Source organism: Micromonospora sp. CA-259024, assembly GCF_050936255.1.
Lineage (GTDB): Bacteria > Actinomycetota > Actinomycetes > Mycobacteriales > Micromonosporaceae > Micromonospora.
Genome location: NZ_JBNJND010000001.1, coordinates 2,843,171 through 2,867,334 on the forward strand (window position 1 = coordinate 2,843,171; position 24,164 = coordinate 2,867,334).

Here is a 24,164-nt window from a genome sequence, read left to right on the forward strand (position 1 = left end):
TGAGGTCGGGGTACGTCAGCGGCGCACCAGCTTGACCGCGTCAGCCCGGATGCAGCCGGCACCATCGCGCGCCAGTGCCAGCGGATAGTCCTGCCCGGCGACCAACGAATGGGCACCGAGCGGCAGCCAGCCGCTTCCGGGAACGGAGAGGTCCACCGTGGATTCGGCACCATTGAAGGTCACTCGGGCCGTGGACTGCCCGCCGGTGCCGCCCACCCGGTAGAGATACGCGTCGTACTCACCGGTCCCGGTCCCTTCCGGGCGCAGCGTCCAGGTCGCGGTCGCACCGAGCCCACACGACTGGCGAGGGGTCAGCGCACCGAAGCCCGGCAGGCCCGAGTCACCCCACCCGGTGCCGGTCTCGGCGTAACCGTTCGGAGCGTTGTTGTCCCCGTACACGTCCCTTGTGTAGTAGCGGAAGTAGTCGAAGGTGACCGTGGCCGGCAACTGCGCGTCGTCCGGGAAGTCGTTGTACGCGACCGCGGTCAACCACACCTTCATGTAGTCGTGCACGAACGGACCCGCCGGGTACGGCAGGTACGACGTCTGCCGCCCGTCGACAAAGAATCGCACTCCGGCCTCGTCGTACAGGTAGCCGAAGGTGTGCCAGCCCTGGGACAGATCGGCACCCACGTCGTACCAGCCGGAGGTCACCTGGCGGCGGGGCGCGCGGTGGTCGAAGACGTTGTGGATGACCCGCCTCGGGTTGATCGAGTCGATCTCGAAACCGTCGATCTCGGCGAGTTGGCAGTTGTGCACGCCGTTGGCCCCGCCACACATCGACCAGAACGCCGGGTGCCACCCGGGACCTTCGTTGATCCGTACCCGGGTCTCGTAGTAGCCGTACCGGTAGCGATCCTTGGAAACCAGCCCACCACCGGTGTACGCCTTGCCCCGGTCGGACTCCTTCTTGAGATCGATGACGAGTGCACCGTCGGCCAACCGGACATTCTCGGCGCGCTGCGAGCTGTTGCCGCGCACGTCGGTGCGGGGGTCCCAGACCGTCCAGTCGATCCCTGGACCGTCGAACTCGTCGGCGAAGGCCAGGTCATAGCCGGCGAGATTCGGCCCCCGCCACGTCGGCGGATTCGCCGGGCCGCCCTGCCGCAGCCGCACCGCATAGCCGCGGGCGTACTCGTCGTCGAGGTTGGCGGGGGTCAGGTCGGGACCGACGGTCAGGGTTACGGTCAACGCCTGGCCGTCGCCGGCCCGTACCCGGCCGAGCGGGCGCCAGTAGCCGCCGCCCTCGCGTTGATCGACCGTGACGGACAGTCCGCCGGGGCTGATCGTGTAGCCGGCGTTGCTGGCGCTGGTGTGGAACGGCGGATACCAGACGTCGACAGCGTAGGAACCGCCCTTTGGAGCGACCAGGGTCCAGCTCGCGGTCGAGCCGGGGATGCGGCCGTACCGCGTCTGCTCCCCGCCGAAGCCGGCCAACGAGCTGGCGAACCAGCCCGCCGACTCGGTGTAGCCGGGATCGGCGACCGTGCTGACCACGGTGACCGGGGGACGCGGGTCGGACCTGGTGGCGGATGCGGGGGTGGTGACGAGCATCGAGGCGGCGACGGTCAACGTCGCTAGGGCGCTGGTCCAGCGACGGCGGTGGGGGTGAGGTGACACGCGGATTCCTTTCCTCGAGGGGCTACCGATGTGGGGAGTGGGTCGATATGGGGAATGTGCCGAACACCCGCGCCGCGACCAGGGTTACCAGAGCGGCCGGAGCACTGGGCAGAAAGAACGGAATGGCCACGGGCAGGGCGTACACCATCGCCAGGACCAGCACAGCCAGGGCCGATCCCAGGCCCAGCGTCCAGAGTGGGGCGCGCCAGGCCGCCAGGGCGGCGATCCGCCAGGCCACGGTCGCCGGCACGTCGAAGTGCGCCAGCACCGCCGGCACGTAGATCAGCGCGGCCAGGTACACCACCGCGGGGACGGCGACCGCCAGGGCGACCGGGGTCCCCCGCGCGGCCAGCAGGTAGAACAGGAACACCCACAGGGTCAGCAGCGGTACGCCCAGCCGCAGCTGGGACCGGCCGAACTCGGCCCGCCAGTGGAGCCAGAAGTCGTGCCACGGTCGCGGGGAGCCGCCGCGCAGATAGGAACGCAGCAACGCGAAGAGCGCGACCGTCGCCGGGGAGAGCCCGGCGACCACCCCGCCAGCGAGCACACCGGCCAGCCAGAGCACATTGAGCCCGACCAGTCGCAGTGGCCAGTCCAGCAGCCGGTAGAACCGGCCGAACCGGCCGTCGACGACCAACCCCGGACCACTCACCGGACGACGGTGACCCGGTCCAGGACGGCCGGATCCGCTCCGGCCGACTTCTCCGGGGCGGCCGTTGGCCGCAGGTCGGCCAGCCGCTGGCGCAGATCCGCCCGCGCGAAGGTCGCGGGCGAGGCGATGGAGAGACCGCCGTCGACCGGCAGCACCGTGCCGGTGATCCCGCTGGCGGCGGTGGAGGCGAGGAAGTACACCGCCTCGGCGACCTCCTCCGGGTGCAGCGTTCGACCGATCGGATAGCCGCCCGCGGCGTCCGGCAGCCGCTCACCGCCGACCAGGCCCGGCGCGACCGCGTTGATCCGGATCCCCTGCCCGGCGTAGTCCAGCGCGACCTGTCGGACCAGGGCCTCCACCGCGCCCTTGGCCGAGGCGTACGCGGCCACCCAGGGTGCGGCGAGGAACGCGTTGACCGAGGAGACCGCGACCACCGAACCCCCGGGCGGCAGCGACGGCAACGCCGCCCGCAGCGGGAAGAACAGGGTGTCCAGGGTGCCGGCGAAGGCGGCCCGCCACTGCTCGTCGGTGGTCCGATGGGCCGGCGCGATCGGCATCGCCCCGGCGGCGGCGACCAGTACCTCCAGGCCACCCAGCCGCCGACGGGCCTCCGCCACCGCGGTGGCGGCCCCTTCGGCCGTGGCACAGTCGCCGGTCAGGTCGGCCAGCAGGCTGGGTTCGTCGGCGGGCTCCAGGCTGTAGCCCACCACCCGGTCACCGGCCGCCGCGAACCGCGCCGCGATGGCCCGGCCGATCGCCGTCGACGCGCCGATCAGCAGTACCCGCCTCATCCCCGGCCCCAGGTGCTGTAACGGGCAACCGCCTCGACGTCGACCGAGACGCCCAGGCCCGGCCCGGCCGGCAGCGGAATCGTGGTCGCGGTCGGCTCGATCGGCACAGTGAGGATGTCGTTGACCCGGTCGAACAGGATCGGGTGGAACTCGAAGGCGACCAGGTTGGCGCAAGCGGCAGCGACGTGCAGGCCGGCGGCGAGCGCCAACCCGAGCCCAGCCGAGTGGTGCGGGGCGACGCCCAGGTGGTACGTCTCGGCGTACTGGGCGATCGCCAGCCCTTCGGTGATCCCGGTACGGCCGATGTCCGGCTGCAACAGGCTCGCCGCGCGGGCCGCGACGAACGGCTGGAACTCCCAGCGGTGCCGCAGGCTCTCCCCCAGCGCCACCGGCAGGTCCAGCCGCGCGGCGAGGTCGGCGTGCCCCGCCACGTCCTCGAAGGCCAGCGGCATCTCCAGGAACCAGGCGTCCCGTTCTACCAGGCCCCGGCCGAGCCGCACCGCGTCGGCGAGCCCGTAGACGCCGTGCACGTCGACGGCGATCCGCAGGTCGGGGTGCACCTCGCGGAGCGCGCTGACGGTGGCCAGGTCGGCGTCCACGCCGTACCCGAGACCAACCTTGAACTGCCGGGCGCCGCGCGCCGCCCAGTCACGTGCCTGGGCGACCCGATCGGCATCGGCGCGGCCGGGCAGCCCGGAGACGTACGTCGGCACCGCATCGTGGAAGGCGCCGCCGAGTAGTTCGACCACCGGCCGGTCGGCGAGCTTGCCGGCGAGGTCCCAGAGAGCGATGTCCACCGCCGCGATCGCGTCGGCCTGGTGGCCGCCCAGGTGCCCACGCTCGCGCATCAGCTCACCGAGTTGGTGGCGCAGCGGGCGCACCCGGCGCGGGTCCGCGCCGAGCAGCACCGGGGCAAGCAGCCGGCGCACGATCTCGCCGGGCACCTCCGGGGCGACCGGCGCCAGCGCCTCGCCCCAACCGGTTGTACCGTCGTCGGCGGTCAGCCGCACCACCAGCGTTTCCCGGTGGTTGCCGTAGACGCTCTTCCACGGCGGCGATGTGGCGTAGGTGCGCGGCAGATCGTCCGGGCGCGGCAGCACCAGCGGAAAGACGTCCACCGCAATGATCTTGGTCATGCCGGCCAGCCTCTCACGCCGACCAGGCCGGCAGCGGGGCCAGCCGGAGGATCGAGTCCAGCGCCGCGCGACTTCCGGCATCAAGTGCCACGGCGGGATCACGCACGGTGGCCGAGTCGATGATGCCGCGCCGCACCAGCACCTCCTTGTGTACGGCCCAGGCCAGCCGAGGCTGCAATCCGAACCGCACCAGTGGCAGCAGCCGGTTGAACGCCTCGTGTGCCGCTTCGTGCCGACCGGCCTGCCAGTCGGCCAGGATCGGCGCGAGCACATCGGTGAACTCGCAGGCCGGCATGGTGCCCACCGCGCCGCGTGCGTACTCCTCCAGCACGAAGAACGCGTTCTGGCCGCCGAGCACGTCGAACTCGCTGTCGGTGGCGGTCACCACCTCGCCCACCTTGGGCGCGGTGGGCTGGGTCTCCACCTTCACCGACTCGACGCCGACCAACTTGCTCAGCTCCACGATCAACGGAACCGGCATGGCCACCCCGGTGGCCGCCGGGGCGTCCTGCACCATCACGTGCAGCCCGCTGTGCTCGGCGACGGTGCCGTAGAAATCTACGACTTGGCCACCGGAAGGCTTGGCCAGGAAGGGCGGCAGGACCATCAGCGCGTCCGCGCCCCCGTCTCGCGCCGCCGTGGCGAGTTCCAGCGCGGTGGCCGTGCTGGTGGCACTCACACCGGCCACCAGCGGCAGGTCCGGTCCGGCGATCGCCCGGGTCTCGGCCAGGATGGTGGCCCGCTCGGCCGTGGTGAGCGCGAAACCCTCACTGGCCATGCCAAAGACGGCGAGCCCGGCCGCACCAGCGGCGAGTTGGAACTCCACCAGCCGGCGCAGTCCCGGTACGTCCAACGCGCCGGCGGCGTCGAAGGGGGTGGCGAGGATCGGGACCAGCCCGCGCACGCGGGTCCGGGGTTCGGTTGTGCTCAACATTCCTCCGCGAGTCCAGTGACAGTGGGAAGTCCATCTCGATGCCGAGACCGGGCCCGTTCGGCACGGCGAAGCCATGCGGGCCACCGGGCAGCGGCCTGGCGAGGATCCGAAGCAGTCCACTGCTTCGATCCGCTCCCGGGCCATCAGACCCCACCCCTTCGTCACCGCCATATTATGGAAGTAGATTCCACACTACGGATCAGGCGTCCGTCAAACCTTGTTTGCGGTGAGGCGGATCGGGCGGCGTGGCCTTAACAGACACAGGCGAAGCGGCCACCACCCTCAGTCTGGGCGGTTTTTGGATTCTAGGCCCGCATTGCAGATGTTTGGCCCGAGCGCCGGGCCGGGCCCGGTACCTACGGCAGCGGCTGATCGCGTGCAGCCTCCTACCCCCGGTCGACCGGCACCTGATCGACGTTGAGGTGTGGCTGCACCGGCGCCTGGCCGAACTCGCCGAACACCCACACGAGCGGCTGTTGCGCCAGTTCGCGCTCTGGCACCAGCTACCCACGCTGCGCGCCACCGCCGCGAACCGCCCGCCGCGCTCGACCGCGAAGCCCTACGTCACCGAGTGACAGGCCGACCGGTGGGGCAAATCAACCACGGGGCTCCGTGGGCTCGGGCCGCAACGCATTGCGTTGACCTGGCAGTACGCCCTAGTTAGCGTTAACAAGCCTCGTCCACTGAAGAGGGAGCCCACACCGGTCAAGGAGGATCAATTGAGACTGCGACAGCGAAGGCCACGTCCCAGGCTGAATCGGAAGGGTAGAGGTGTCGCGGTCCTGGCACTGGGTGCGCTTCTTTCGGTCACGTTCGCGGCGACGCCCTCGCACGCTGCCGAGGAGCAGCTCAACGAGGGTCTGGTGCACCACTTCGCCCTCGACGAGACCAGTGGGACGACGTTGGTCAACTCGGGTAGCGCGGGTTCGGCGGCGAACGCCACGCTCGTGAATCCTGAGAAGGCGACCTTGACCGGCGTAGGAGTCAGGTTCAACCCCGACTCCTACGAGAGCGCCCTCGACGGCGCGTACGTGGCGCTGCCGAACGACATTACCGCCGGCATGTCCAACCTCACCGTCGACTATGACGTGTGGATCGACCCGGCGAACGTCGGCGAGCACCAGATGTGGGGCTTCGGCCGCAAGTCCGGCTCGTGCGACGTCGACACCGGCGCCCAGGGCTCCATCTTCGCGTCGAACACCCAGCGGTTCCGCGTCGCGGTGGGTCCGGCGAACCTCCAACAGAACCGGGTCCGCATGCTTGAGGGAGCGTGGACGCATGTCACCTACACCCAGTCACTGAACTCGAACGGTACGAGCTGGACCGGCAGGCTCTACCTCGACGGCGTGCTGCACGCGACGTCGACGAACCTGACCACGGCGCCGTCGGTGAACGCTGCGGGGACCAACTGCAACTTTCTCGGTCGCTCGCAGACGTCGGGCCACTACTCGTTCCGCGGAACGATCCGGGACTTCCGCGTGTACGACCGGGCAGTGAGTCTCGACGAGACACTCGTCCTGGCGGAGAGGACCGTCTCCGATGGCGTTCGCGCCGACGCCGCCACCATCGACCTCGGCCTGACCAGTGCGGTCGTACGCGACATCGTTCTGCCCAAGGTGGGCTCCGTGGCGGGCTCGGCCATCACCTGGAGGAGTTCGGACCCGTCGGTCGTCGAGGTCTACACCCCGCCAGCCCTCGCCAGCGCACGCAAGGTTGCGGTGACCGGTAGGATCACCCGGCCCGCGCAGGGGCAGCCCGACGCGACAGCCACGCTCACGGCGACTGTCCGCAAGGGCGCCCAACAGGTCACCACACGGGAGATCCCCGTCGTGGTGAAGGCCGAGTTCGACGATGCGCAGGCGGTCGACCGTGACACCTTCGACCTGACCCTGTACGCCACCGACGACGTACGCGGGAACCTCGACCTCGCTGCCAAGGGCGAGTTCGGATCCACGATCGCCTGGAGGTCGACGACCGACCTCGTCACCCCGACGGGTGAGGTAACCCGCCCGGCCTTCGGCCATGAGGATGTTGCCGCCACCCTGACGGCGACCATCACCAAGGGTACGGCCTCGCAGACGAAGTCGTTCCCGGTGACCATCACCGCCATGCCGCGTTCCGAGGAGTACGAGCGGTACTTCATGGGGTACTTCAAGGGCGAGGGAATTGCCGACGGCGAGCAGATCATGTTCGCCACATCCAACGGAAACACCGCTCTGGATTGGACCGGTCTGACCGGAGGTCGGCCGTCCCTCATCTCCCAGCTGGGCGACCAGGGGCTTCGTGACCCGCACATCGTCCGCTCACCCAACGGCGACACGTTCTACATGATCGCCACCGACCTGAACTGGTACGACCAGGGTGGATACGCAATCAACGACACCCAGTACATCGAGGTGTTCGAGTCGCACGATCTTGTGAACTGGACCCCTCAGCGGCACGTGAAGGTCGCGCCCGACAACGCGGGCAACGCCTTCGCACCAGAGTCGCTGTGGGTTGAGGAGATCGGCGCCTACGTCGTGTTCTGGGCCCAGTCGCTGTGGAACGACCCCGTGAACCGCACCGGTCAGGGGAACGCGCAGATGTGGTACGCCACGACGCGAGACTTCCAGACGTTCTCCGCTCCCCGGGTCTGGCAGAACCCGGCCCCGCTGTCGCGGATCGACACGACCGCGATCCGGGTCGGTGATCACTACTACCGCGTGACCAAGAACGAGGCCGGCAACCAGGGCTCGGACATCTTCTCGGAGAAGCACACCGACTTCCTGGACAGCAACATCGACAACTGGACGTTGGTCGCGCCGGCTCTGGGGCGCACGACGTGGGTCGCCAACCAGGGGTACGAGGGACCGGTCATCTTCAAGGCCAACCCCGGTGACACCACCTGCCCCGGCCAGTTCTACCTCTGGGGTGACCGGTACACGAACGGTGGGGGATACCAGGCCGCGTGCCACGAGAACATCGAGGCTCCGACTTGGAACGCCAAGGCGATCACGATGACCAACGCGGGTGTCGTCCGTCCGCGTCACGGCACCGTTATCCCGCTGACCGTCCGCGAGTGGAACGACATCCGCGGGATCCCGAACAGCGACGTCACGACCACCACCGAGGTGGCTGTCGAGCCGTACGCGAGCGGGGCCCAGACGACCAGGGCCACCGTAACAGTCACGGCAGCTGACGGGTTCGAGACCGGCGGTCAGGTGCGGTTCAGCATCGGCTCGTGGTCGGAGCTCGCCCACCTGAGCGACGGCGCGGCCACCGTCACGCTGCCGACGGGTCTGCCCGCGGGTGCCCGGACGGTCAAGGCCGAGTACCTCGGCTTCGACTACCTGAAGGCGTCGGAAGGTACGGCGTCGTTCGAGGTGCCCTCCGGCCCGGCCGCCGTCAAGGTCCAGGCGAAAACCGCGCCGGCGTCGGTTGTCCGCGGGGACACGTTCAGATTGAACGTGACTGTTGGGCCGGCGGGCGGGCGGAAGCAGAACGCTCCGACCCCGACCGGCGAGGTCACCGTCACCTTCGGCGGCAGGGTGCAAGTCGTGCCACTGGCGGACGGCAAGGCCGTCGTCGAACTGCAGACCGCCGATCTGCAGCCCGGGGCCTACCGGGTCCACGTTGCCTACTCCGGCAACCCGACCTACCAGCCCTACGCCGCCAACTACCAGGAGTTGACGGTGCGGTAGCCAGCATAGGCACTCCGAGGCGTGCTGAGATGCGCCACAAGAAGGAGCGGGCGAGATCATTGATCTCGCCCGCTCCCTACTGCACGGCCCAGCAACCGGACTATGGAGTGATCATGCCCTTCTCGACGACCAGGTTGTAGTTCTCCCCGAACACGTTGAGTTCGTGGACTCCGACCTTGACGGTCTCGGTCGTACCCAGGACCTTCAGCCTGACTGCGTTCGTCAGCACCCGGTCGAAGGTGACGTAGTCAGCCGTGTACGCGGTGGAGTTCGTACTCCTGTCGACCAGGGGCCGCCACGTGTTGGTGGGGATATCCTTGTACTCCAGCGTGTACTGCACCGCGTTGTCCTTGGTGAACGTGCGCCCGAGCTCCTTCCACTGGATCTGCGCAGCGGAGATGTGGAAAACGGTCCCGAAGCCCCTGATGTACGTGGGCGCGGTATCGCTGTCAGCCGGCTCCCACCACGTGGATAGGGATCGGTCTCCTCCGTAGTACGGGTTGCGCCCGGGCGCATAGCTGCTTGCCCAGTACGCCTGGCTGTTGGTGGCCACATTGTAGAGTCCGACGTCGTCCCTGCCCGAGATCTTCTTCCCAGGGGCCAGTTGCGGCGTGTTGGACAACTCGCAATCGATTGCTCCCTGTTGCGGACCGGCGGGAATCACGTTGCAGATGTCCATGCCCAGTCGTCGCTCGAAGAACTCCTCGTACGCGATGACATAGGTGTAGAAGAACACCAGGTTGCCGGACTTGTCGAGTACGAAACTGCCGTGCCCGGCGTTCGGATATACCGCACTCGGGTGGTTGTTTCCGTAGCCGATCGGGTTCTGCTGAGTGACTTCGAACCCGGAAAGCGGTTTGTCCGACGTCATCACGCCGGTCGCGTACGTGGTGAACTCCGTGCCACCGGACGCGACCGAGAGGTAATACGTGTCCCCCACCTTGAACAGCTGCGAACCCTCCACGTACCCATGCGTGTAGGTCGCCTTGTTGTCACCGATGTGCTGCCACTCCTGGCGCGGATCAAAAGTCCAGAGCACGACCGGGTCGCTGATGAGCTGCCGAGGATTTTTCGGGTCGAGTTCGGCGCCCATGATCGGCGAGCCGATGTTGTACGTCAAGTACAGCCGACCGTCCGTGTCGAGGAAGAACTGCACGTCACCAACGCTCAGGGTCTGGCCGGTCGGGCGCAGGAAGTTCCCCATGCTGGTCCACGGCCCGGTGGGCGAGTCCGCTTGATAGACCGGCGTGTTGTTGCCGGCCATGTAGAACTTGTCGCCGAGCTGCACGACGGTTGGTGCGACCAGGCCCAGGTTCATCTGATGGGGCGTCCACGTAAGGTAGTCGGTAGTGGACCAGACAGTGCGGTTGTTGTTCGGTGCATTCTGCATAGCACCGGACGCATAAAGATAGATGGTCCCGTCGACGTTCAGCGCGGACCAGTCCGCCCCGGTCCGTGCAGAGTTCTCCGAAATCCTGGTGAAACCGACGGTGGATCGGCTCGCGAGAGCCCGCCCGGATGCTGCCGTCCACGTCTCCAGGTCCAAGCTGGCCGGGATTTGCGATGTGTTTGCGACATTCGTGTCCGTAGGCGGCATCGTCCCTACGATGTTGCGCACGGCCATCCCGGGCAGATTGATCGGGTTCACATACGTCTGGGCCATGTCGACACCGGCCAGTGGCACCTTGGCGGACGGGGTTTGAGGTCCGACGCCCCGCGCCCCCGGCTGCACGGGCTTCTCCGCCGAGGCCGGCACGATCGGCGTCAGTTGACCCACCCCCACTCCTACCGCGAGAGCAAGGCCAATAGCCGCTAAACCTCGACGGCGATTGCCGGCAGTCCTCTCAATAACCATTAGTCCCACCTTCCGTCTGGGCAGTATTAGCGCTAACAACGGGCAGAAGTGTCCGATTTCCGGGACAACCGGCCTGGCGTGGTTAATTGCTGGGTGTGAGGCATCCTTCGAAGGTGATCACGAAGGGTGGAGAAAGCTCGTCCACTCGACCAGTTGGGCTTCCAGCGCACACGTCCATCGGCTCGGTCTCGTCCAGCGGGGATCAGCGACCGGGCGGCTGTTAGCGCTAACAATGTTGCGATGATGTTAACGCTGCTATCTGGATCGTGTCAAGAGCGTCAATGTCACGTGACCAGGTTGGTCATGGTATTGGGCTGTTGAGGTGGTTGCGGCTGGGGTGGTCGGGCGAAAGAGGGCTGCGGATTCGACGCCGGCCTCATTCCCCTCACCCTCGGCGAGGTCCGCCATCTCCTGGCGCACCTGATCACCACCGCACGACCCGGACGCGCCTCGGTGACCCGATCACGTGCACGCTCATGGCAGCTCATCGCGCGCTACCAACTACCACGACAGCCGGATGAAGCGGGGCCGGCAATGCCGACCTGTTCTGGCTTGGTCAGGTCCAGGCGTGGTCGAGGGCCAGTGCCAGCCGCCTGGTCCACTGCTCGGCGGTGCCCGTAATTCCGGAGTACTCGTCGGTGAAGTTGGACCAGTCGACCTCCCAGGACAGCACGGTCTCGGCCCTGAAGGTATCGGCTTCAGCGCCGAGTTCCGGTCGCATGAGCTGGCGGACGAGCGATTGGTCAACGGCGGTGTGTTCCGCGAGCAGGACCGCATCGTAGAGGTCCTTGCCTTGCGGGTACATATCGGTGGCCAGCCACAGCAACTTCCATGCCAGCGCCAGCGAGGCGGGAGCCGCCAGTAACGGCTTGTCGACGTCGGGCAGGATCAGCACCTCTGGTGGGAGAGGAAGTCGTTCGCCGAAGACGAAGTCGATCTGTACGTGGCCATCCGGTGCCTCCGGGGTGCTGAACGGGATGAGCAGGCGGCGCCCGTCCGCGCGTTCGTACGTCCAGATGGCGGACTCGGTGATCCGGTCTGACCGTACGCCGGCGCCCGTTGCGGTCCGGATGGCGATCTTGATGTCATCGAGCAGCGTGCGGGCGTCGGTGCTGTCGCTGGTAATGGTGTGCGGGATGACGACGAAGTCGAGGTCACCCGGCTCGCGGGCGGCGTCGCCGACCCAGGCCGCCATGGTGACGCTGCCGCGCAGAACCAGATGCTGACCCCAGGTGGTGGTGGCGATGGCCGCCAAGACGTGATTCATGGCGGCGCGTCGGGCGTTGGTCCACAGCTGGCCGGTGGCCGCCACGAGGAAGTCGGGCTCACCGGCGCGGTAGGCGTTCGGGTACTGCTTCAGGGCTGGGTCGAACGCCGCCCGCTGGCGCACGGTCGAGCCGGCGGGTAGTGGCTGGTAGGTCGGCGGGTAGCCCGGGGAGTCGGCCGACGCGGACCTCATCCTGTCCTCGCGCTCCAGTGCCCAACCGCTCGCGCCCGCCGTGGGCGAGTCCAGCCAGCCGTGGTCGTGGTGGAGGTCGCTGTCGAAGACGACGTACTCCTGCTCCACCGTTGCGGGCTCGTGGCCCGCGACCCGCAGGGTCTCGACGAGCTCGTCTAACCGCTGCCTCGCCGTGGCGAGCCCAGCACCGTGACAGCGCTGGTTGACGAACCGCTCCTGCGCACCGTCCGCAAACTCCCGGCGGGCGTTGCGTGACAGCCGCGCCCCGTGCGGCGCGACCAGATCGGTGAGAGCCACCAGATCCGCCACCGCCGTACTGGGTAGCAGCAGTTTGACGTGATGCTCGAAGTACCGGCCACCCGACTCGGCTGCCACCTGCTCATCCGACTGCGGTACGCCGATACACCATGGCGCCGCCTCGATCTTTGAACGGCACGGGTATATCCCCGCCTCACGCAGTTCACGTTGCCAACGCTGCACCACGTCCTGCTGCTCGGTCAGCGTGCCTCGCCCCGTCAGGGTGAGCATTGGTTGAGAGACGTACGCGCCACGGTCGAGCACAATATGGACGAACTTCACGCCATGCTCGCTGGCGAACGCCCACAGCTTGTCGGCCTGAGAAGCGTGAGCCGTAATGTGGATTTCGAAGTCCCCCGATACCTCAAGCACCGGCGGAGTCTATGGCACGGCCCTCAGGCCGGAGAACTCGATTCCCGGAGCGGCAGGGCGGAGCACCGCACGCATGAGCACCAGATCGCTAAACGACAAGGTGCACCGGGGATTGGTCGATCCACCGCGTTCCGCCGGCCACCACGAACTGCCCGACCGGAACAGCGACCCCGCCCCGGCCTACCAGAACGCCTGATAACCGCTGTAACAGTGACGAAGTATTGGGGCAGGATCATCGGCCGTGACACTTGTCCTGCCGCCGCGCCTGACAGCCTCGGCTGACAGCTTGCGCGACGCCGCTCACCGACGCGGACTACGCACCGTCCAGCTCCGCACTTTCGAAGTACCCGCCGGGTTGCGTGCTGATCACCTTCATGCGGGACCGAGCTTCGCCGACGTCGTCGCACCGCTGCTCGGGATCGCACCCCTGGAGGCTGAACCTGACTGGCCTTCCTCGTGAACTTACCCGCCGCGAGATCATGCTGGTCGCCATCGGCGAGGCCTACGAACTCCGTCGACCGGCGTTCATCAAGTCGCCCAACGACAAGAACATCCCGGCGATGATCTACACCGATGGCTCCCGCCTGCCCGGCCCGGACGCTGTCGACCGGCGGACTCCAGTGCTCGTCAGCGACATCGTCGACTTCACCGCCGAGTACCGGCTACACCTGCTCGACGGTGTTGTCTACACAGGCAGCCAGTACGCCGCGCACGGCCGGTTGCACCTCGGCCCTCCGTCGACCGACGCGCTAGCCTTCGGCACCGATCTCATCGGCGGATACGGGCACACGCTGCCCTCCGCCATCGTCGTGGACGTAGGACTGGTCGACGGCTGCTGGGCGGTGATCGAGGCAAATGCCGCATGGGCCAGCGGCGCCTACGTAGCGGATCCAGATCTTGTCCTCGATGTCGTCCTCCGAGCGGCCAGCCCAACGGCTTCGGTCACCGCCCGCGACCGACAGTTCATCCGACGGCCTCAGCTGACCGCTGCGCTTTAGGCTCTGTGAGCGCCGCCTCGTCGAGTCGAAGCGGAACGTGGAACCGCTATCCCGCTACCCGCGGCGACACCGTCCGACACCTGCTCACCAGCGTCTCCGGCTGTCATGGTTGTTTGCTGGTTGACGAGATTTCACGGTGTCTTGTGGCCCCTGTGTGCCCCGGGACCCCCGCTACGACTTCCGGCGCCATTCGAGGCGACCTCGATGCGCCACACCCGGGGCGTCCCCTCGCCGGACGTACAGCACCTCGTCCTCAACCCACCAGACGTCGTCGACACGAAGGAAGACTGGGTCCTCCAACGTCAGGGCAAGAAGACAGCCGCCGGAGCTGCCGGGCAGCCCTTCCAGGTCATCCACCAACTCCATCCGACGTGCGGTGACGGGCTCGGTCCTCACGCCACCATTCTGCGGGGCCCGTGCAGCTCGGACGACTTGCCCCCAGGCAACGACCAAGGCCTTCTGAGCTGCGGCCCGAGCCCTGTGTACAGCACCTGGGAGGCAAGTCGAGCCCGACCGTCCGATTTTCGGACCTAGTCGGCAGTGGCCGCAGGTATTCGGGCGGGTCTTGCTTCCTTCCCGCTGCCTCGGCCGCCGACCGCGCGACCCTCGGGGCGGTCAGTAACGGCCGAGGTTCTGGCTGGGCGCCATCACGATGCGTGGAGATGCGTCCGGATGCAGCCACTCCAGTACCTGGAGCAGGTTGGACTGTGCCAACGAGACACAGCCGGCGGTACCGCCGCTCCCCATGACGTGCAGGAAGATGCCGCTGCCGCGGGCCGGAGTGGCTGCCCTCGCCGGGATGTTGTAGTTGATGACCGCGAAGTAGTTGTACTGCGGCACGGTCTGCCACAGCGCCTCGCTGTACCCGCCCGGGTTTGTGCCGTGCACGAAGCTGTTGTACGTGGACGAACTGGGATTCTCATCCCAGTAGTCGTTCGCCACAAGCTGGTGGTAGCTGTACTTGACGCCAGGGTTGGCCTGCACGCCGTACATGGTGGAGCCGATGCCATAGACACCTGTGGGCGTCGTGGGGACGCCCTCCACATGGCTGTCGCTGAACCCCTTGGTGCCGATCCGCGCGCTCATCATCCCGAACTTCGGCCGCCACACGCCGTTCACCTTTTCGAACGTCTCGAGGGACGCGACGCTCGTACCGTAGCCGCTGCTGTGGACGACGATGAGCTGGCGGGTGCTGCTCGGAATGGTGCGTAGCCGGGAGGCGATGTTGCTCTCCGCGGCCGGCGTCGCGGCCTTGCTCGTCGGGACGTGCGACGGCGACCGGCTGGGAGACGCCTTCGTGGACCGGCTCGCCGAAGGCGACGGAGACCGACTAGCCGAAGGCGATGAGGAGGGACTTGCGGAGTCAGTCTGTCCGGGAGCGCCGGTCACCGAGGTATCGACCGGAGCCGACCCGGCGTCCACCGTGCCGTTCCGGCCCGAAGTTGCGCAGGACGTGAGTCCGAGCCCGCCGAGCAGCGCCACCGCGATGGCACCGAACACTGCCCGCTTGAATGGCGTTCGCATTACTACTCCTCCAATGGTTCTTGATGTCCGCCAACCCGCTCGTCTGGCCGTAGGCGACCGCGACTCAGGGGGTAGCTCTTGCCACGTAATTGGTCTGGGGGCCGGCCGCTGGATTGCACGGACCACCGTCCGCCCGAGTTGTCTCGGGCGGACGGCTACCCGCTCAGCTCTGGGGGACCAGGCCGGCGTCGACCACGTACTCGCCGCCGTGCACCGCTTCGAACTCGGCGCGGGCGACGAGCAGGGTGAGCTCGAACTGGTACGACGTCACCATGTCCAACTCGGTGGCGTCGTCACCCACGTCGGCGACGGTCCGACCGTACGCGCCGACGAGATTTCCGCGTTAAAGGTCTCGCCCTCCGCCGGGTTCAGCACGTTGGCCATCATGAGGTCGACGGCCAGATCGGGCTGGAGTTTCCCGGCCGCCACCGCGTCGGCCGGAGCGAGCACCGCCGCGCCCCGAGGGCGAGGGGGGCGAGGGAGCTAGAGAAGGTACGTCGGATCGAGCGGGACAGGGAACGAGGTCGCATAAGTTCCTTATGTCGCAGGTGACGACCTCGCGAATGGCGAGGGCCGCGGTGTAGATCAACTGACTCCACCCATCCGGCGTCGTCGGTACGGCCGGCGTTACATGTGAGGGGCGGCGCTCGCCGGATCGAGAGCATCGTCGGCGACGGGGGACGACTCGGGCCAGCTTCGGCCGCCATCGTTGATGTCAACGAGTGACGTCAGGCTCGTGCGGACGACCCGTGCCTTGCAGAGATCGCGCGGCCTGTCGGTCAGCGTCCGTCATGGTCGTTGACCTGGACCGATCGCCGGTCGGTGCCGTCCTCCCCCGCCGCACGTCGGCCGGCTTGGCTGCACCGATGGCTGTACCGCCACCATGTGCTCGGGTTGCTAGAGGTACGGATTCGAGGCTTGAGGGTCCGGTACCCCTGACCGGTCAGTGCGCGATAGCTCCCTGCCGGTGGCTGTCTCAACGATCGCTAGACCATCATCTCGGTGGATCCAACTATGTTCCGTGTACTGCCACACCGTGTGGTCAGCGATCACGTCAGCCAGGCTCTCCCGGGAAACCACGTCGTAGCTTTCGGCGCCGTCATCGTCGACAAACATGTCGTGTCCCGGCTGATGCTTTACACCTGCGTCCCACCTGATGCTTGACAGTGGCCGTGTTCGGCTTCTTGATCGTGTGATGTTTGCAGGCGCATCGGCCCAATTCGTGTCCGCATCAGGCGTCGCCGGAGGTGGAGCCGGCGGTGTGTGAGCTGCGGCGGGAACACCCGCGGTGGGGTGCACGGCGAATCGCATTCGAGCTGGGTCGCAACGGCTGCCCCGGTCCGGTGCCGTCGCGGATGACGGTTTATCGGATCCTGGCCCGGCACGGACTGCACGTGGCCGTCAAACGCCGCCGTCTCAGGGCAGGTCTTGATCCGCGGCGCCAGCGCTGGCGGATACGTCTCCGCCAAAGCGGGTCAGGCTCAGCAGGGAAAGGCCACGCCCGCCGTGATGACCACGGAGGACCTCGTCAACCCCCGACCCCTCCTAACCTACGGTGGCCAGATGACTATCCGCCGCAAGGTCGGGTTCTCACTCGCTGGATGCCGCCAGGTACGCGATCAAGACGCCAGAGCCCCTGGTCATCGCGGCTCAACCTGGCCGCCTGAGTCGGCTGCGGAAACGCCACCTCACCGGGTTCCAGAGGTCGGCAACCAGCTCTTCTGTGGCGTCTCGGATCTCTTCACGGCACTCGTCGCTCGTCTCGAAGCCATACTCGCCCTCGTGTACCTCGTCGTAGGCGCGCCGCAGTGCTTCACCGTAGCGGTTGACGAGGCTCCTGGGCACTTTGGCGATCATGGCGAGGGACTCGACATTGGAGATCATCTTTCCATCTCGTGGTTCGGCCAACCCTGGATCCAGGCCTCGCCCGAGCTTGGATACCAAGCGGATCGTGAGTCGTAGAGACCTTCTCGGACGGCGGCCCGTGCCGCCCGACGCTCCCGAGCTTGAGTCAAGTAGGGCGTCACGATTGCTCCGAGGATCCCTGAACCCAGGGCCAGGAGGATGCTCAACCACATGCCGGCAGCGTAGGGACCCAAGCCAAGTCAACCTGCACCTGAGCCACCATCTCGTGGATGTTCGAGATCAGGCCCAGGTCGACCAGGTCACGGTCGCAGGGCTGCTCGGCCTGCTTCACCCAGGCGTGGTACGGCGAGGCGCCGATGTTGAGGACGTTGAGCAACAGAGCCTCGCCAGCGAGGTTGTTCATTCAGGAGCGGTTCGGTCGCAGGCAGGACCTGCAGGCACGGTATCGGGAATCCGTGTTCCCCCTTGTCGTGCCTGGGAGCCAGGCGAACCGACGTAGCACCTACCCGACATCCTGGCTGAGTTGGCAGGCCGGCCCGTCAACCTCAAGGAGGAACGATACCGCCGCCGGGTGACACGTCGCAGCCGCGTTTCTCCGATCATCGAGGGTGGGTGAGCCGCGTCCGAGGAGGTACGGACGCGGCCCGCAGCGCCACCGTCAGGCGTTCGGCAGCGGCTCGATGTTCTGGTTCACCCGGAACAGGTTCTCCGGGTCGTAGCTGGCCTTGACCGCCCGCAGCCGCTCGTAGGTGGCGGTGGTGTAGGCGCCACGGACACCCTCGGCGGTGGCGTCGGTGGCGGTGAGGAAGTTGACGAAACGACGTCCGCTGTCCCACGGGGCCAGGTTCTGGAGCAGCTTCGCGGCGTACGTGTCGACCGCGTCCGCCTGGTCGGGGCCGGCGATGGCCACGGTGTAGAACAGGAACGGAAGCTGGTGGTGGTCGATCGCGCTCGGCGACCCGCCGGGACGCGCCAGGGCACCGCCGAGGTGCCGGATCTCGACCAGCACCAGTGGGCAGTCGGCGCCCGATCCGGCCAGCTCGACGATGGCGTCGACCGCCTCGGCCGGGAACTCCCGCAGCAGCGCGGACCGGTCATAGACGGGGATCGGCGCGGGCGGGTCGGCGTGGATCGAACCGACCGCCGCGTACGGCATCTCGGCGACCGTGTCGATGATGCTCGGGGCGGCCGCACGCAGCGGCTCGACCAACGGCTCCGCGTCGGCGGCGGTGCCCGCGTACGCGATGCGGACGTGCACGGTCAACCGTCCCCGCAGCGGCTCGGGGACCTCGGGCAGGGGCGGCAGCCGGAGCAACGCGACCGAGGAGGTCATCTCGTCCGGGACCGTCGCGACCCACTCCCGCCAGGCGTTCAGCACCTGCGTGGCGTACTCACCGGGGAAGAAGAGACCACCGCCGTAGAAGTGCGGCAACGGTACGAGGTCGAACTCGATGGCGGTGACGACGCCGAAGTTCCCCTTCCCGCCGCGCAGTGCCCAGAACAGGTCCGGCTCGCTCGACGGGGTCACCTGGCGCAGCTCGCCGTCGGCGGTGACCAGGTCGATGGCGCGTACCCGGTCGGAGGCGTACCCGTACGCGCGGCCCAACGGGCCGAGCCCGCCACCGAGCGTGTAGCCGACCACCCCGACGGTCGGGGAGGCACCGTTGAGCGGCGCCAGGCCGAACGGCGCGGCCGCCGCCACAACCTGCTCCCAGCGGGTGCCGGCCTCGACCCGGGCAACCCGGTTCGCCTCGTCGATGGTGACGGCGTCCATCCGCCTGGTGGCGATCAGCACCGCCCCGTCCGAGGCCATCGGCGTTCCGTGGCCGGTGGCCAGGACGGCGACCGGCAGTCGCCGCCGCGCCGCGAAGCGTACCGCCGCCTGCACGTCCGCGGCGGCGACCGCCCCCACCACCACGGCCGGGCGGTGCGGGTGGGCGAGGTTGTACGCGGCGCACTCCCCCTCGTAGCCGGCGTCGCCGGGTAGGAAGACGGTTCCGGTGACCTCGGCACCGAGTTCGTCCGCCTCGTGGCGCTGAATCTGGACCCCGTCAGGCCGGGAAGATGGCGTGGGCATGTGCGCTCCAAGGTCGATCGTTTCGCGTCGCGTGTCGGAATCCGGCGACCGGGTGATCGCACCATCGCGTGATCTACGACTGATGGACGACGCGTGGATACGGCCGGCGGTGCCCCGCCGCTCCGGTGACTGGACCGCCCCACCAGGCACGTCAGGCGACAGCGCGTAACGCCGCCGGGTCGGCGTGGAGCGCCTGCGCGACCATCGCCAGTTCCCGGTGCAGTGCCCGCGCCACAGCCGGGTTCGCCTCGCCCTGGTCGATCGCGGTGAGCAGGTGCCGACGGCGCTCCGACAGCCACCTGCCGGCGGCCTCCCGGTCGCGGAAGGTGAGGCCAGCGCCGTCGAGCACCCGATTCCCCGACCCCAACGCACCGGCCGTGTCCAGGGCGTTGCACGCGCTGGCCAACAGGAAACCGACATACCTGGCGACTGCCGCGTCACAGGCGGCGATGCCGTCCTGGGAGAACGCCCGTTGCCGCGCCCAGGGCCGGATCAGGCCGAGGTAGTGGTAACGGCGTGAGCGGTCGGCCTCGATCAGGTGCAGGTCGGCGAGGGACTCGAGGGCTTCCACCGCGGTGTTCGGCTCGACGTCGAGGATCGCCGCCGCCGACATGATCGACACGTCCGGAGCATCGGCCAGGGCGATCAGCCGGAAGGCGCGGGCCAGCGTGTCGTCCAGCCGCCGGTACGCCCGCTCGATCGGGGCGGCGGCGATCCGGCAGTCCTCGAACATCGGCTGACCCGATTCACCGTTGAGGTACTTGTCCACGTACAGGTAGTGCTCGACGGCGGCCAGGCTGCCCCGGGGCCTGCTCGCGAGTCGCGCGGCCGCCATCCGCACCGGAAGCGGCAGGTACGAAAACTTCCCCGTCAGCCGGGTCACCAAGTCGAGGTCGTCGCTCACCCGGTCGCGGCCGGCGACCCGCTCGAAGAGGGCCAACGCCTCGTCCGGCTGCAGTACGTCCAGCCGCAGCCAGTGTGAGCTGGGCAGGTCGACAAGTCGGCGCTGACTGGTGACGACCATGGCGCACCCGGGCGACATCGCCAGCAGCTCACGAACCTGGGCACTGTTCCGGACGTCGTCCAGGACGACGAGTACCCGCCGGCCGCGAAGCATGCTCCGCCAGAGGGCCGCCCGCTGACCGACGAGGTCCGGCAGCTCACGGAGCGGGACGCCGAACGCCTGGAGCAGGAATTCCAGCACCAGACGCGGACCGACCGGCTGGCCGCCCTCGTCGGTCAGGTCGACGTAGACCTGCCCGTCGGGAAAGTGGCTTCGCACCGCGTGCGCCAGATGGACGGCGAAGGCGGTCTTGCCCACCCCGGGCAGCCCGTCAACGCCGAGCACCGTGGTCGCGTCGGGGCGGGTCAACAGGTGGACGGCGCGGGCGAGGAGGTCGGCGCGTCCTGTGAAGTCCGGCAGGTCCGGCGGAAGCTGGGACGGCGCCGAGAGCGGCCGGTCCAACGGCGGCCGATCGGCTGCCACGGCGTCCAACCCCCGGTCCGCCGCGAGGATCCGCTGGTAGAGGTCCCGCAGTGCCAGTCCCGGGTCGATGCCCAGCTCCTCGGCGAGGAGTCGCCGGGCGTCCTGGTAGACGTCGATCGCCTCGGCCTGCCGACCCGACCGGTACAGCGCCAGCATGAGCAGCTCGCGCAGCCGCTCGCGAAGGGGGTGCTCCGCGACCAGCTCGGCCAACTCGAGGGCCACCCGTTCGTGGCAGCCGAGCTGGAGGTCGAGGTCGAACCGCCCCTCGATCGCGGCCAGTTGCAGCGACCGGAGGCCGTTGCGGCGACCGTCGGCGAAGGACCCCTTGATGCCCACAAGCGGCGTGCCCTGCCATAGGTCGAGGGCGTCGCGCAGCTCGGTCGCCGCCCGCGCCAGGTCACCGGCGCGTTGGGCCTCCCGGGCCTGCGCAAGCCGGTGGCGGAACATGCCGAGGTCGAGGACCTCGGCCGGAACGCGTACGACATAGCCACCGGCGACCGAGTCGATGACCAGGGGCGACCCGTCGCCGCCCAGCACCTTCCGGAGCCGGTAGACGTAGGTCCGTACGGTCCCGACTGCCGTACGCGGTGGGTCGTCTCCCCATACGCCGTCGACCAGTGTCTCGGGCGAGACCTGCACACCATCGCTCAGCAGCAGGATCGCCAGGACCGCCCGCTGCTGCGGCGATCCGAGGTCTATTTCCCGTCCGTCCCGCCAGGCCCGTACCGGACCCAGCACCGCGAGCCGAAGTTCTCGTTCAGCAGCCACGCTCGTGCCCCCTCCACCGCCTGTCGGGCAGCTCGCCGGAAAACTGCCACGCACGCCCCGCCGGCCCGGCTGCTCCGCCGATCGCGGTGACCGCTTCCCCCGAAGCCGAACAAATTGGCCCTCGGAAGAGTAGATCCGGAGTCGGTACGGACCCGGCGAGTCCGGCACCGGCTGTGAGGTCAAACACGGGGAGTCAAGCGACCGGTCGGCGGCACATCGCGACGGTTGGTACGTTCCCGGCTCGCCGCTCGCCGCGGAGCCGTTGCGGCGCACCGCGCAGAGCTGCGAGGAGGAGACGATGAGTGCTGAAGCGGATGGGTACGTCCGGCGCGCGTGCGAACGGCGGGGACATCTCCTGGCGGGAGGTCGAGCAGCAGCGCTGGGGAGACCGTTGGGCGGAGTACCGTTCGCTCGTTTCGGATATGAGCCTGACAGTTGCGCTCGTTCCGGCCGAATGGCCAAGAGGCGTAGACCTAGCCGGAGACGGCGTGGGCTTTCAGGGCGGCCGGGATGGACCGGGCCGGGGCAAGGGTGTCGAACATCGACGCATAGAGGGCGTTGACCTGACGCTTGCCTGCTCCGGTAGCCGGCGCGCGAAAGTTGGCCACTGTCCACATGGTCGGAGAAGGGTTTCCTCTCGGTGAATACGGGAGTGCGGTGAGCTCTGGCGTGGCTGGGAGATCCGCGACAACATTCACGAAGCCTTCCTCACCCTCGCCTGCTCCATCATCTGTTGGCGCCGACTCCACCGCTCAGAGCTGAAAGTTGCTAGATAGACGCGGGAGCCTACGGTTGCGGGGTGAAGCTTGACTACTACTCAGCAGCCGAAGGCGTCGACGTCGCCAGTGGCCGGGCAGACCTTTGTCACCTCGCTGACCTGGTAGCAAGCGGAGGCGAGCTCAGCCTTGCGCCGTCTGCTCACCCGCGGCACCTACGGGGTGTGGTCATCGAAGCGGCGCAGGGCCTCGTCGCCATTGCTGTCGACGATCGCAGCTATCTCACCATCCATGGTGGCGCGGAAAGCCGGTCGCTCTTTGCCGACCTGCTACGCGATGTAGCCAACATGGACGACGGCGGCCACATTCACCTGGAGTACTTCGAGGGCCACCATTTCCTGGCACCAGACAGCGTGCCGCTCATCGTCAACAGTCCGCATGGCGGGATGCCTCGGCGCTGATCAAGCGGCGCCACGTACGAAACCACCCCACAACATCATTTCGTTAGGAGTTGTTAGCGGTTGATTCGTTGCTGAAGCGTCGCCGTAGGCCCGGCCGCGGATCCGGTTCGGACGTCCACACTTGCTGCCGCTTGTGTTGAAGCGCGCTTCAACACAGATCCTTGCTTGAGGCGCCTGGCGAGCGGGGAGAACCGCGAGCAGCCCCGCGAACGCATGAAGGAGGATTCAGACGTGGAACCCGAACCACCGCGCAGTCTGGAGCAACGTAAGCAGGACACACTGGCCCGCCTCAACCACGACCTGGACGCATGGGTCGCCTCAGCGGACCGGGACGGCAACGCCTACCTGGTGCCGCTGTCCTTCCTCTGGGACAGCGCGGCGTTCATCTTGGCGACAGCCGAGTCCAGTCCAACCGCGCGCAATATGCGTTCCTCTGGACGAGTGCGACTGTCGGTCGGTCCGACTCGCGACGTGGTACTCATTGAGGGCGCCGTCGAGACGTTCTCGCGCGAAACCGTGCCAGCCGATCTAGCCGAGGCATTCGCCACGAAACTCTGGGATGCGCGGGTCGGCACAACCCGCTACGCGTACTTTCGGGTGACACCTCGCCGGATACAGGCGTGGCGGGAGGAGAATGAGCTCGCCGGTCGTGACCTGATGCGTGATGGTCATTGGCTGGTCTGACGGCTAGCTCGCCGACCGCTCGCAGACGTCCGGACATCGGCTACTTGTTTCATTGACCTACGACCGTCCGAGGGCTGAGGAAGAGCTGGGCGGCGATGTCCCGGTTCGACGCGCCGCCGGCCGCCAGCCGTACCACCTCCCGCTCCTGGGGAGTGAGCGCACTCAACGGGTCCCCCGCCCTGCGCGGCGCGGCCGGCACGGGCCCGGCGGGCTGCAGAACACCGCGCCGGCGGCCGGGCCCGCGTCGCCGGATCGGGACGCGGCGACGGCGGGAGCCGGCCGACGCCCGGTGCCCGCTCCTCCCGGAGCGGGCACCGGGGCGCAGCGCGGTCAGATCGTCCGGCGCAGCCCGGCGAACTGCAGCGCGGCGAACCCGGCGACCACCACGGCCTGAGCGATCACGAGTGCGACGCCGAGGCCGGTCAGCGGGAACCAGCCGGCGACGAGCAGCTCGACGCTCGCGGCCACCCACGCGATGTTGACCGCGATCACGACAACCGCGGCGGGCCGGCTCACACCCGGCCTGGACGCGAGGGCGAGCAGGGCGGCCGCGAAGGCGATCAGGAACACGCCGACCGGGTAGAGGAAGGCGGCGGGAAGGCCGAACATCTGGCCGAAGATCGCCGCGGCGACGAGGTAGACGACTCCGTTGGCGCCCGAGCCGATCGCGTCCTGCTTGAGGGCGAAACGGAGCAGCTTGGCGTCGACGGTCTGGACGGGGCTGGCGATTGTGGTCATCTCGGAGGTCCCTTCGTGGTGCTGACGTGCGTCTGGTCACGAAGCTACGG

23 protein-coding genes are annotated in these 24,164 nt (G+C 68.1%); 6 read left to right on the forward strand and 17 right to left on the reverse strand.

Going from position 1 to position 24,164, the window contains the following annotated elements; all coding sequences use genetic code 11:
- Positions 1 to 15: 15 nt before the first annotated feature.
- Genes ACQEUX_RS12315 through ACQEUX_RS12335 form a run of 5 tightly spaced genes read right to left on the reverse strand, consistent with a single transcriptional unit; the run spans position 16 to position 5,130 of the window.
- Entirely contained in the window at positions 16 to 1,620 is a 1,605-nt protein-coding gene (locus ACQEUX_RS12315; RefSeq protein ID WP_433045838.1) for a family 16 glycosylhydrolase, read from the reverse strand.
- Positions 1,621 to 1,642: 22 nt separating this feature from the next.
- Positions 1,643 to 2,272 (reverse strand): YesL family protein, encoded by a 630-nt coding sequence (locus ACQEUX_RS12320; protein ID WP_433045841.1) that lies wholly within the window; start codon positions 2,270 to 2,272, stop codon positions 1,643 to 1,645.
- Positions 2,269 to 3,063 carry an SDR family NAD(P)-dependent oxidoreductase gene (locus tag ACQEUX_RS12325; protein WP_433045844.1) on the reverse strand — a complete coding sequence of 265 codons (795 nt, stop codon included), beginning with the start codon at positions 3,061 to 3,063 and terminating at the stop codon, positions 2,269 to 2,271. Before ACQEUX_RS12325 ends, ACQEUX_RS12320 begins: the two co-directional genes overlap by 4 nt.
- Positions 3,060 to 4,199 carry a mandelate racemase/muconate lactonizing enzyme family protein gene (locus ACQEUX_RS12330; RefSeq protein WP_433045847.1) on the reverse strand — a complete coding sequence of 380 codons (1,140 nt, stop codon included), beginning with the start codon at positions 4,197 to 4,199 and terminating at the stop codon, positions 3,060 to 3,062. Before ACQEUX_RS12330 ends, ACQEUX_RS12325 begins: the two co-directional genes overlap by 4 nt.
- Positions 4,200 to 4,212: 13 nt before the next feature.
- A complete protein-coding gene (locus ACQEUX_RS12335) occupies positions 4,213 to 5,130 on the reverse strand; it encodes a dihydrodipicolinate synthase family protein (protein WP_433045850.1) in 918 nt (305 codons plus the stop codon).
- Between the two features lie 329 nt (positions 5,131 to 5,459).
- Between ACQEUX_RS12335 and ACQEUX_RS12340 the strand changes: the two genes are divergently transcribed.
- Together ACQEUX_RS12340 and ACQEUX_RS12345 are read left to right on the forward strand one after the other, a co-directional pair.
- The gene (locus tag ACQEUX_RS12340; protein WP_433045853.1) at positions 5,460 to 5,708 is read left to right on the forward strand and encodes a hypothetical protein; all 249 of its coding nucleotides are present in this window, start codon (positions 5,460 to 5,462) and stop codon (positions 5,706 to 5,708) included.
- 288 nt (positions 5,709 to 5,996) lie between these two features.
- Positions 5,997 to 8,813 carry an immunoglobulin-like domain-containing protein gene (locus ACQEUX_RS12345; RefSeq protein WP_433045856.1) on the forward strand — a complete coding sequence of 939 codons (2,817 nt, stop codon included), beginning with the start codon at positions 5,997 to 5,999 and terminating at the stop codon, positions 8,811 to 8,813.
- A gap of 100 nt (positions 8,814 to 8,913) precedes the next feature.
- Here the strand turns inward: ACQEUX_RS12345 and ACQEUX_RS12350 are convergent, their stop codons facing one another.
- Together ACQEUX_RS12350 and ACQEUX_RS12355 are read right to left on the reverse strand one after the other, a co-directional pair.
- Positions 8,914 to 10,590, reverse strand: coding sequence for a family 43 glycosylhydrolase (locus ACQEUX_RS12350; protein WP_433045859.1), 1,677 nt, complete (start codon positions 10,588 to 10,590; stop codon positions 8,914 to 8,916).
- Between the two features lie 634 nt (positions 10,591 to 11,224).
- Positions 11,225 to 12,796 (reverse strand): nucleotidyl transferase AbiEii/AbiGii toxin family protein, encoded by a 1,572-nt coding sequence (locus ACQEUX_RS12355; RefSeq protein ID WP_433045862.1) that lies wholly within the window; start codon positions 12,794 to 12,796, stop codon positions 11,225 to 11,227.
- 479 nt (positions 12,797 to 13,275) lie between these two features.
- Between ACQEUX_RS12355 and ACQEUX_RS12360 the strand changes: the two genes are divergently transcribed.
- Positions 13,276 to 13,794 carry an ATP-grasp domain-containing protein gene (locus ACQEUX_RS12360; protein WP_433045865.1) on the forward strand — a complete coding sequence of 173 codons (519 nt, stop codon included), beginning with the start codon at positions 13,276 to 13,278 and terminating at the stop codon, positions 13,792 to 13,794.
- 171 nt (positions 13,795 to 13,965) lie between these two features.
- Here the strand turns inward: ACQEUX_RS12360 and ACQEUX_RS12365 are convergent, their stop codons facing one another.
- The 3 genes from ACQEUX_RS12365 to ACQEUX_RS12375 form a co-directional block, all read right to left on the reverse strand.
- Positions 13,966 to 14,190: a hypothetical protein gene (locus ACQEUX_RS12365; RefSeq protein WP_433045868.1), complete on the reverse strand. Its 225-nt coding sequence runs from the start codon at positions 14,188 to 14,190 to the stop codon at positions 13,966 to 13,968.
- Between the two features lie 219 nt (positions 14,191 to 14,409).
- Positions 14,410 to 15,276 carry a L,D-transpeptidase family protein gene (locus ACQEUX_RS12370; protein WP_433045871.1) on the reverse strand — a complete coding sequence of 289 codons (867 nt, stop codon included), beginning with the start codon at positions 15,274 to 15,276 and terminating at the stop codon, positions 14,410 to 14,412.
- Between the two features lie 205 nt (positions 15,277 to 15,481).
- The gene (locus tag ACQEUX_RS12375; protein WP_433045874.1) at positions 15,482 to 15,619 is read right to left on the reverse strand and encodes a hypothetical protein; all 138 of its coding nucleotides are present in this window, start codon (positions 15,617 to 15,619) and stop codon (positions 15,482 to 15,484) included.
- A gap of 898 nt (positions 15,620 to 16,517) precedes the next feature.
- Between ACQEUX_RS12375 and ACQEUX_RS12380 the strand changes: the two genes are divergently transcribed.
- On the forward strand, positions 16,518 to 16,985 hold the full coding sequence (locus tag ACQEUX_RS12380; RefSeq protein ID WP_433045877.1) for a helix-turn-helix domain-containing protein: 468 nt from the start codon (positions 16,518 to 16,520) through the stop codon (positions 16,983 to 16,985).
- Here the strand turns inward: ACQEUX_RS12380 and ACQEUX_RS12385 are convergent.
- The 5 genes from ACQEUX_RS12385 to ACQEUX_RS12405 all read right to left on the reverse strand — a co-directional run bounded on the left by ACQEUX_RS12385 (position 16,969) and on the right by ACQEUX_RS12405 (position 22,123).
- Positions 16,969 to 17,202, reverse strand: a complete 234-nt coding sequence (locus ACQEUX_RS12385; protein WP_433045880.1) for a hypothetical protein — start codon at positions 17,200 to 17,202, stop codon at positions 16,969 to 16,971. The genes ACQEUX_RS12380 and ACQEUX_RS12385 overlap by 17 nt on opposite strands.
- Positions 17,203 to 17,386: 184 nt before the next feature.
- On the reverse strand, positions 17,387 to 17,587 hold the full coding sequence (locus ACQEUX_RS12390; protein WP_433045883.1) for a hypothetical protein: 201 nt from the start codon (positions 17,585 to 17,587) through the stop codon (positions 17,387 to 17,389).
- 255 nt (positions 17,588 to 17,842) lie between these two features.
- On the reverse strand, positions 17,843 to 19,261 hold the full coding sequence (locus tag ACQEUX_RS12395; protein ID WP_433045886.1) for an FAD-binding oxidoreductase: 1,419 nt from the start codon (positions 19,259 to 19,261) through the stop codon (positions 17,843 to 17,845).
- Between the two features lie 151 nt (positions 19,262 to 19,412).
- Positions 19,413 to 21,515, reverse strand: a complete 2,103-nt coding sequence (locus ACQEUX_RS12400; protein WP_433045889.1) for a BTAD domain-containing putative transcriptional regulator — start codon at positions 21,513 to 21,515, stop codon at positions 19,413 to 19,415.
- A 473-nt stretch (positions 21,516 to 21,988) separates the two neighbouring features.
- Positions 21,989 to 22,123 carry a hypothetical protein gene (locus ACQEUX_RS12405; RefSeq protein WP_433045892.1) on the reverse strand — a complete coding sequence of 45 codons (135 nt, stop codon included), beginning with the start codon at positions 22,121 to 22,123 and terminating at the stop codon, positions 21,989 to 21,991.
- A gap of 191 nt (positions 22,124 to 22,314) precedes the next feature.
- Here ACQEUX_RS12405 and ACQEUX_RS12410 point away from each other — a divergent pair, with 191 nt between their 5' ends.
- Both ACQEUX_RS12410 and ACQEUX_RS12415 read left to right on the forward strand, forming a co-directional pair.
- Positions 22,315 to 22,692: an Imm32 family immunity protein gene (locus tag ACQEUX_RS12410; RefSeq protein ID WP_433045895.1), complete on the forward strand. Its 378-nt coding sequence runs from the start codon at positions 22,315 to 22,317 to the stop codon at positions 22,690 to 22,692.
- 231 nt (positions 22,693 to 22,923) lie between these two features.
- On the forward strand, positions 22,924 to 23,376 hold the full coding sequence (locus ACQEUX_RS12415) for a pyridoxamine 5'-phosphate oxidase family protein (RefSeq protein WP_433045898.1): 453 nt from the start codon (positions 22,924 to 22,926) through the stop codon (positions 23,374 to 23,376).
- A gap of 49 nt (positions 23,377 to 23,425) precedes the next feature.
- On the opposite strand, the gene ACQEUX_RS12420 is transcribed toward ACQEUX_RS12415, so the two are convergent.
- Both ACQEUX_RS12420 and ACQEUX_RS12425 read right to left on the reverse strand, forming a co-directional pair.
- Positions 23,426 to 23,575, reverse strand: coding sequence for a helix-turn-helix domain-containing protein (locus ACQEUX_RS12420; RefSeq protein ID WP_433045901.1), 150 nt, complete (start codon positions 23,573 to 23,575; stop codon positions 23,426 to 23,428).
- A 131-nt stretch (positions 23,576 to 23,706) separates the two neighbouring features.
- A complete protein-coding gene (locus ACQEUX_RS12425; RefSeq protein WP_433045904.1) occupies positions 23,707 to 24,114 on the reverse strand; it encodes a hypothetical protein in 408 nt (135 codons plus the stop codon).
- Positions 24,115 to 24,164 lie beyond the last annotated feature (50 nt).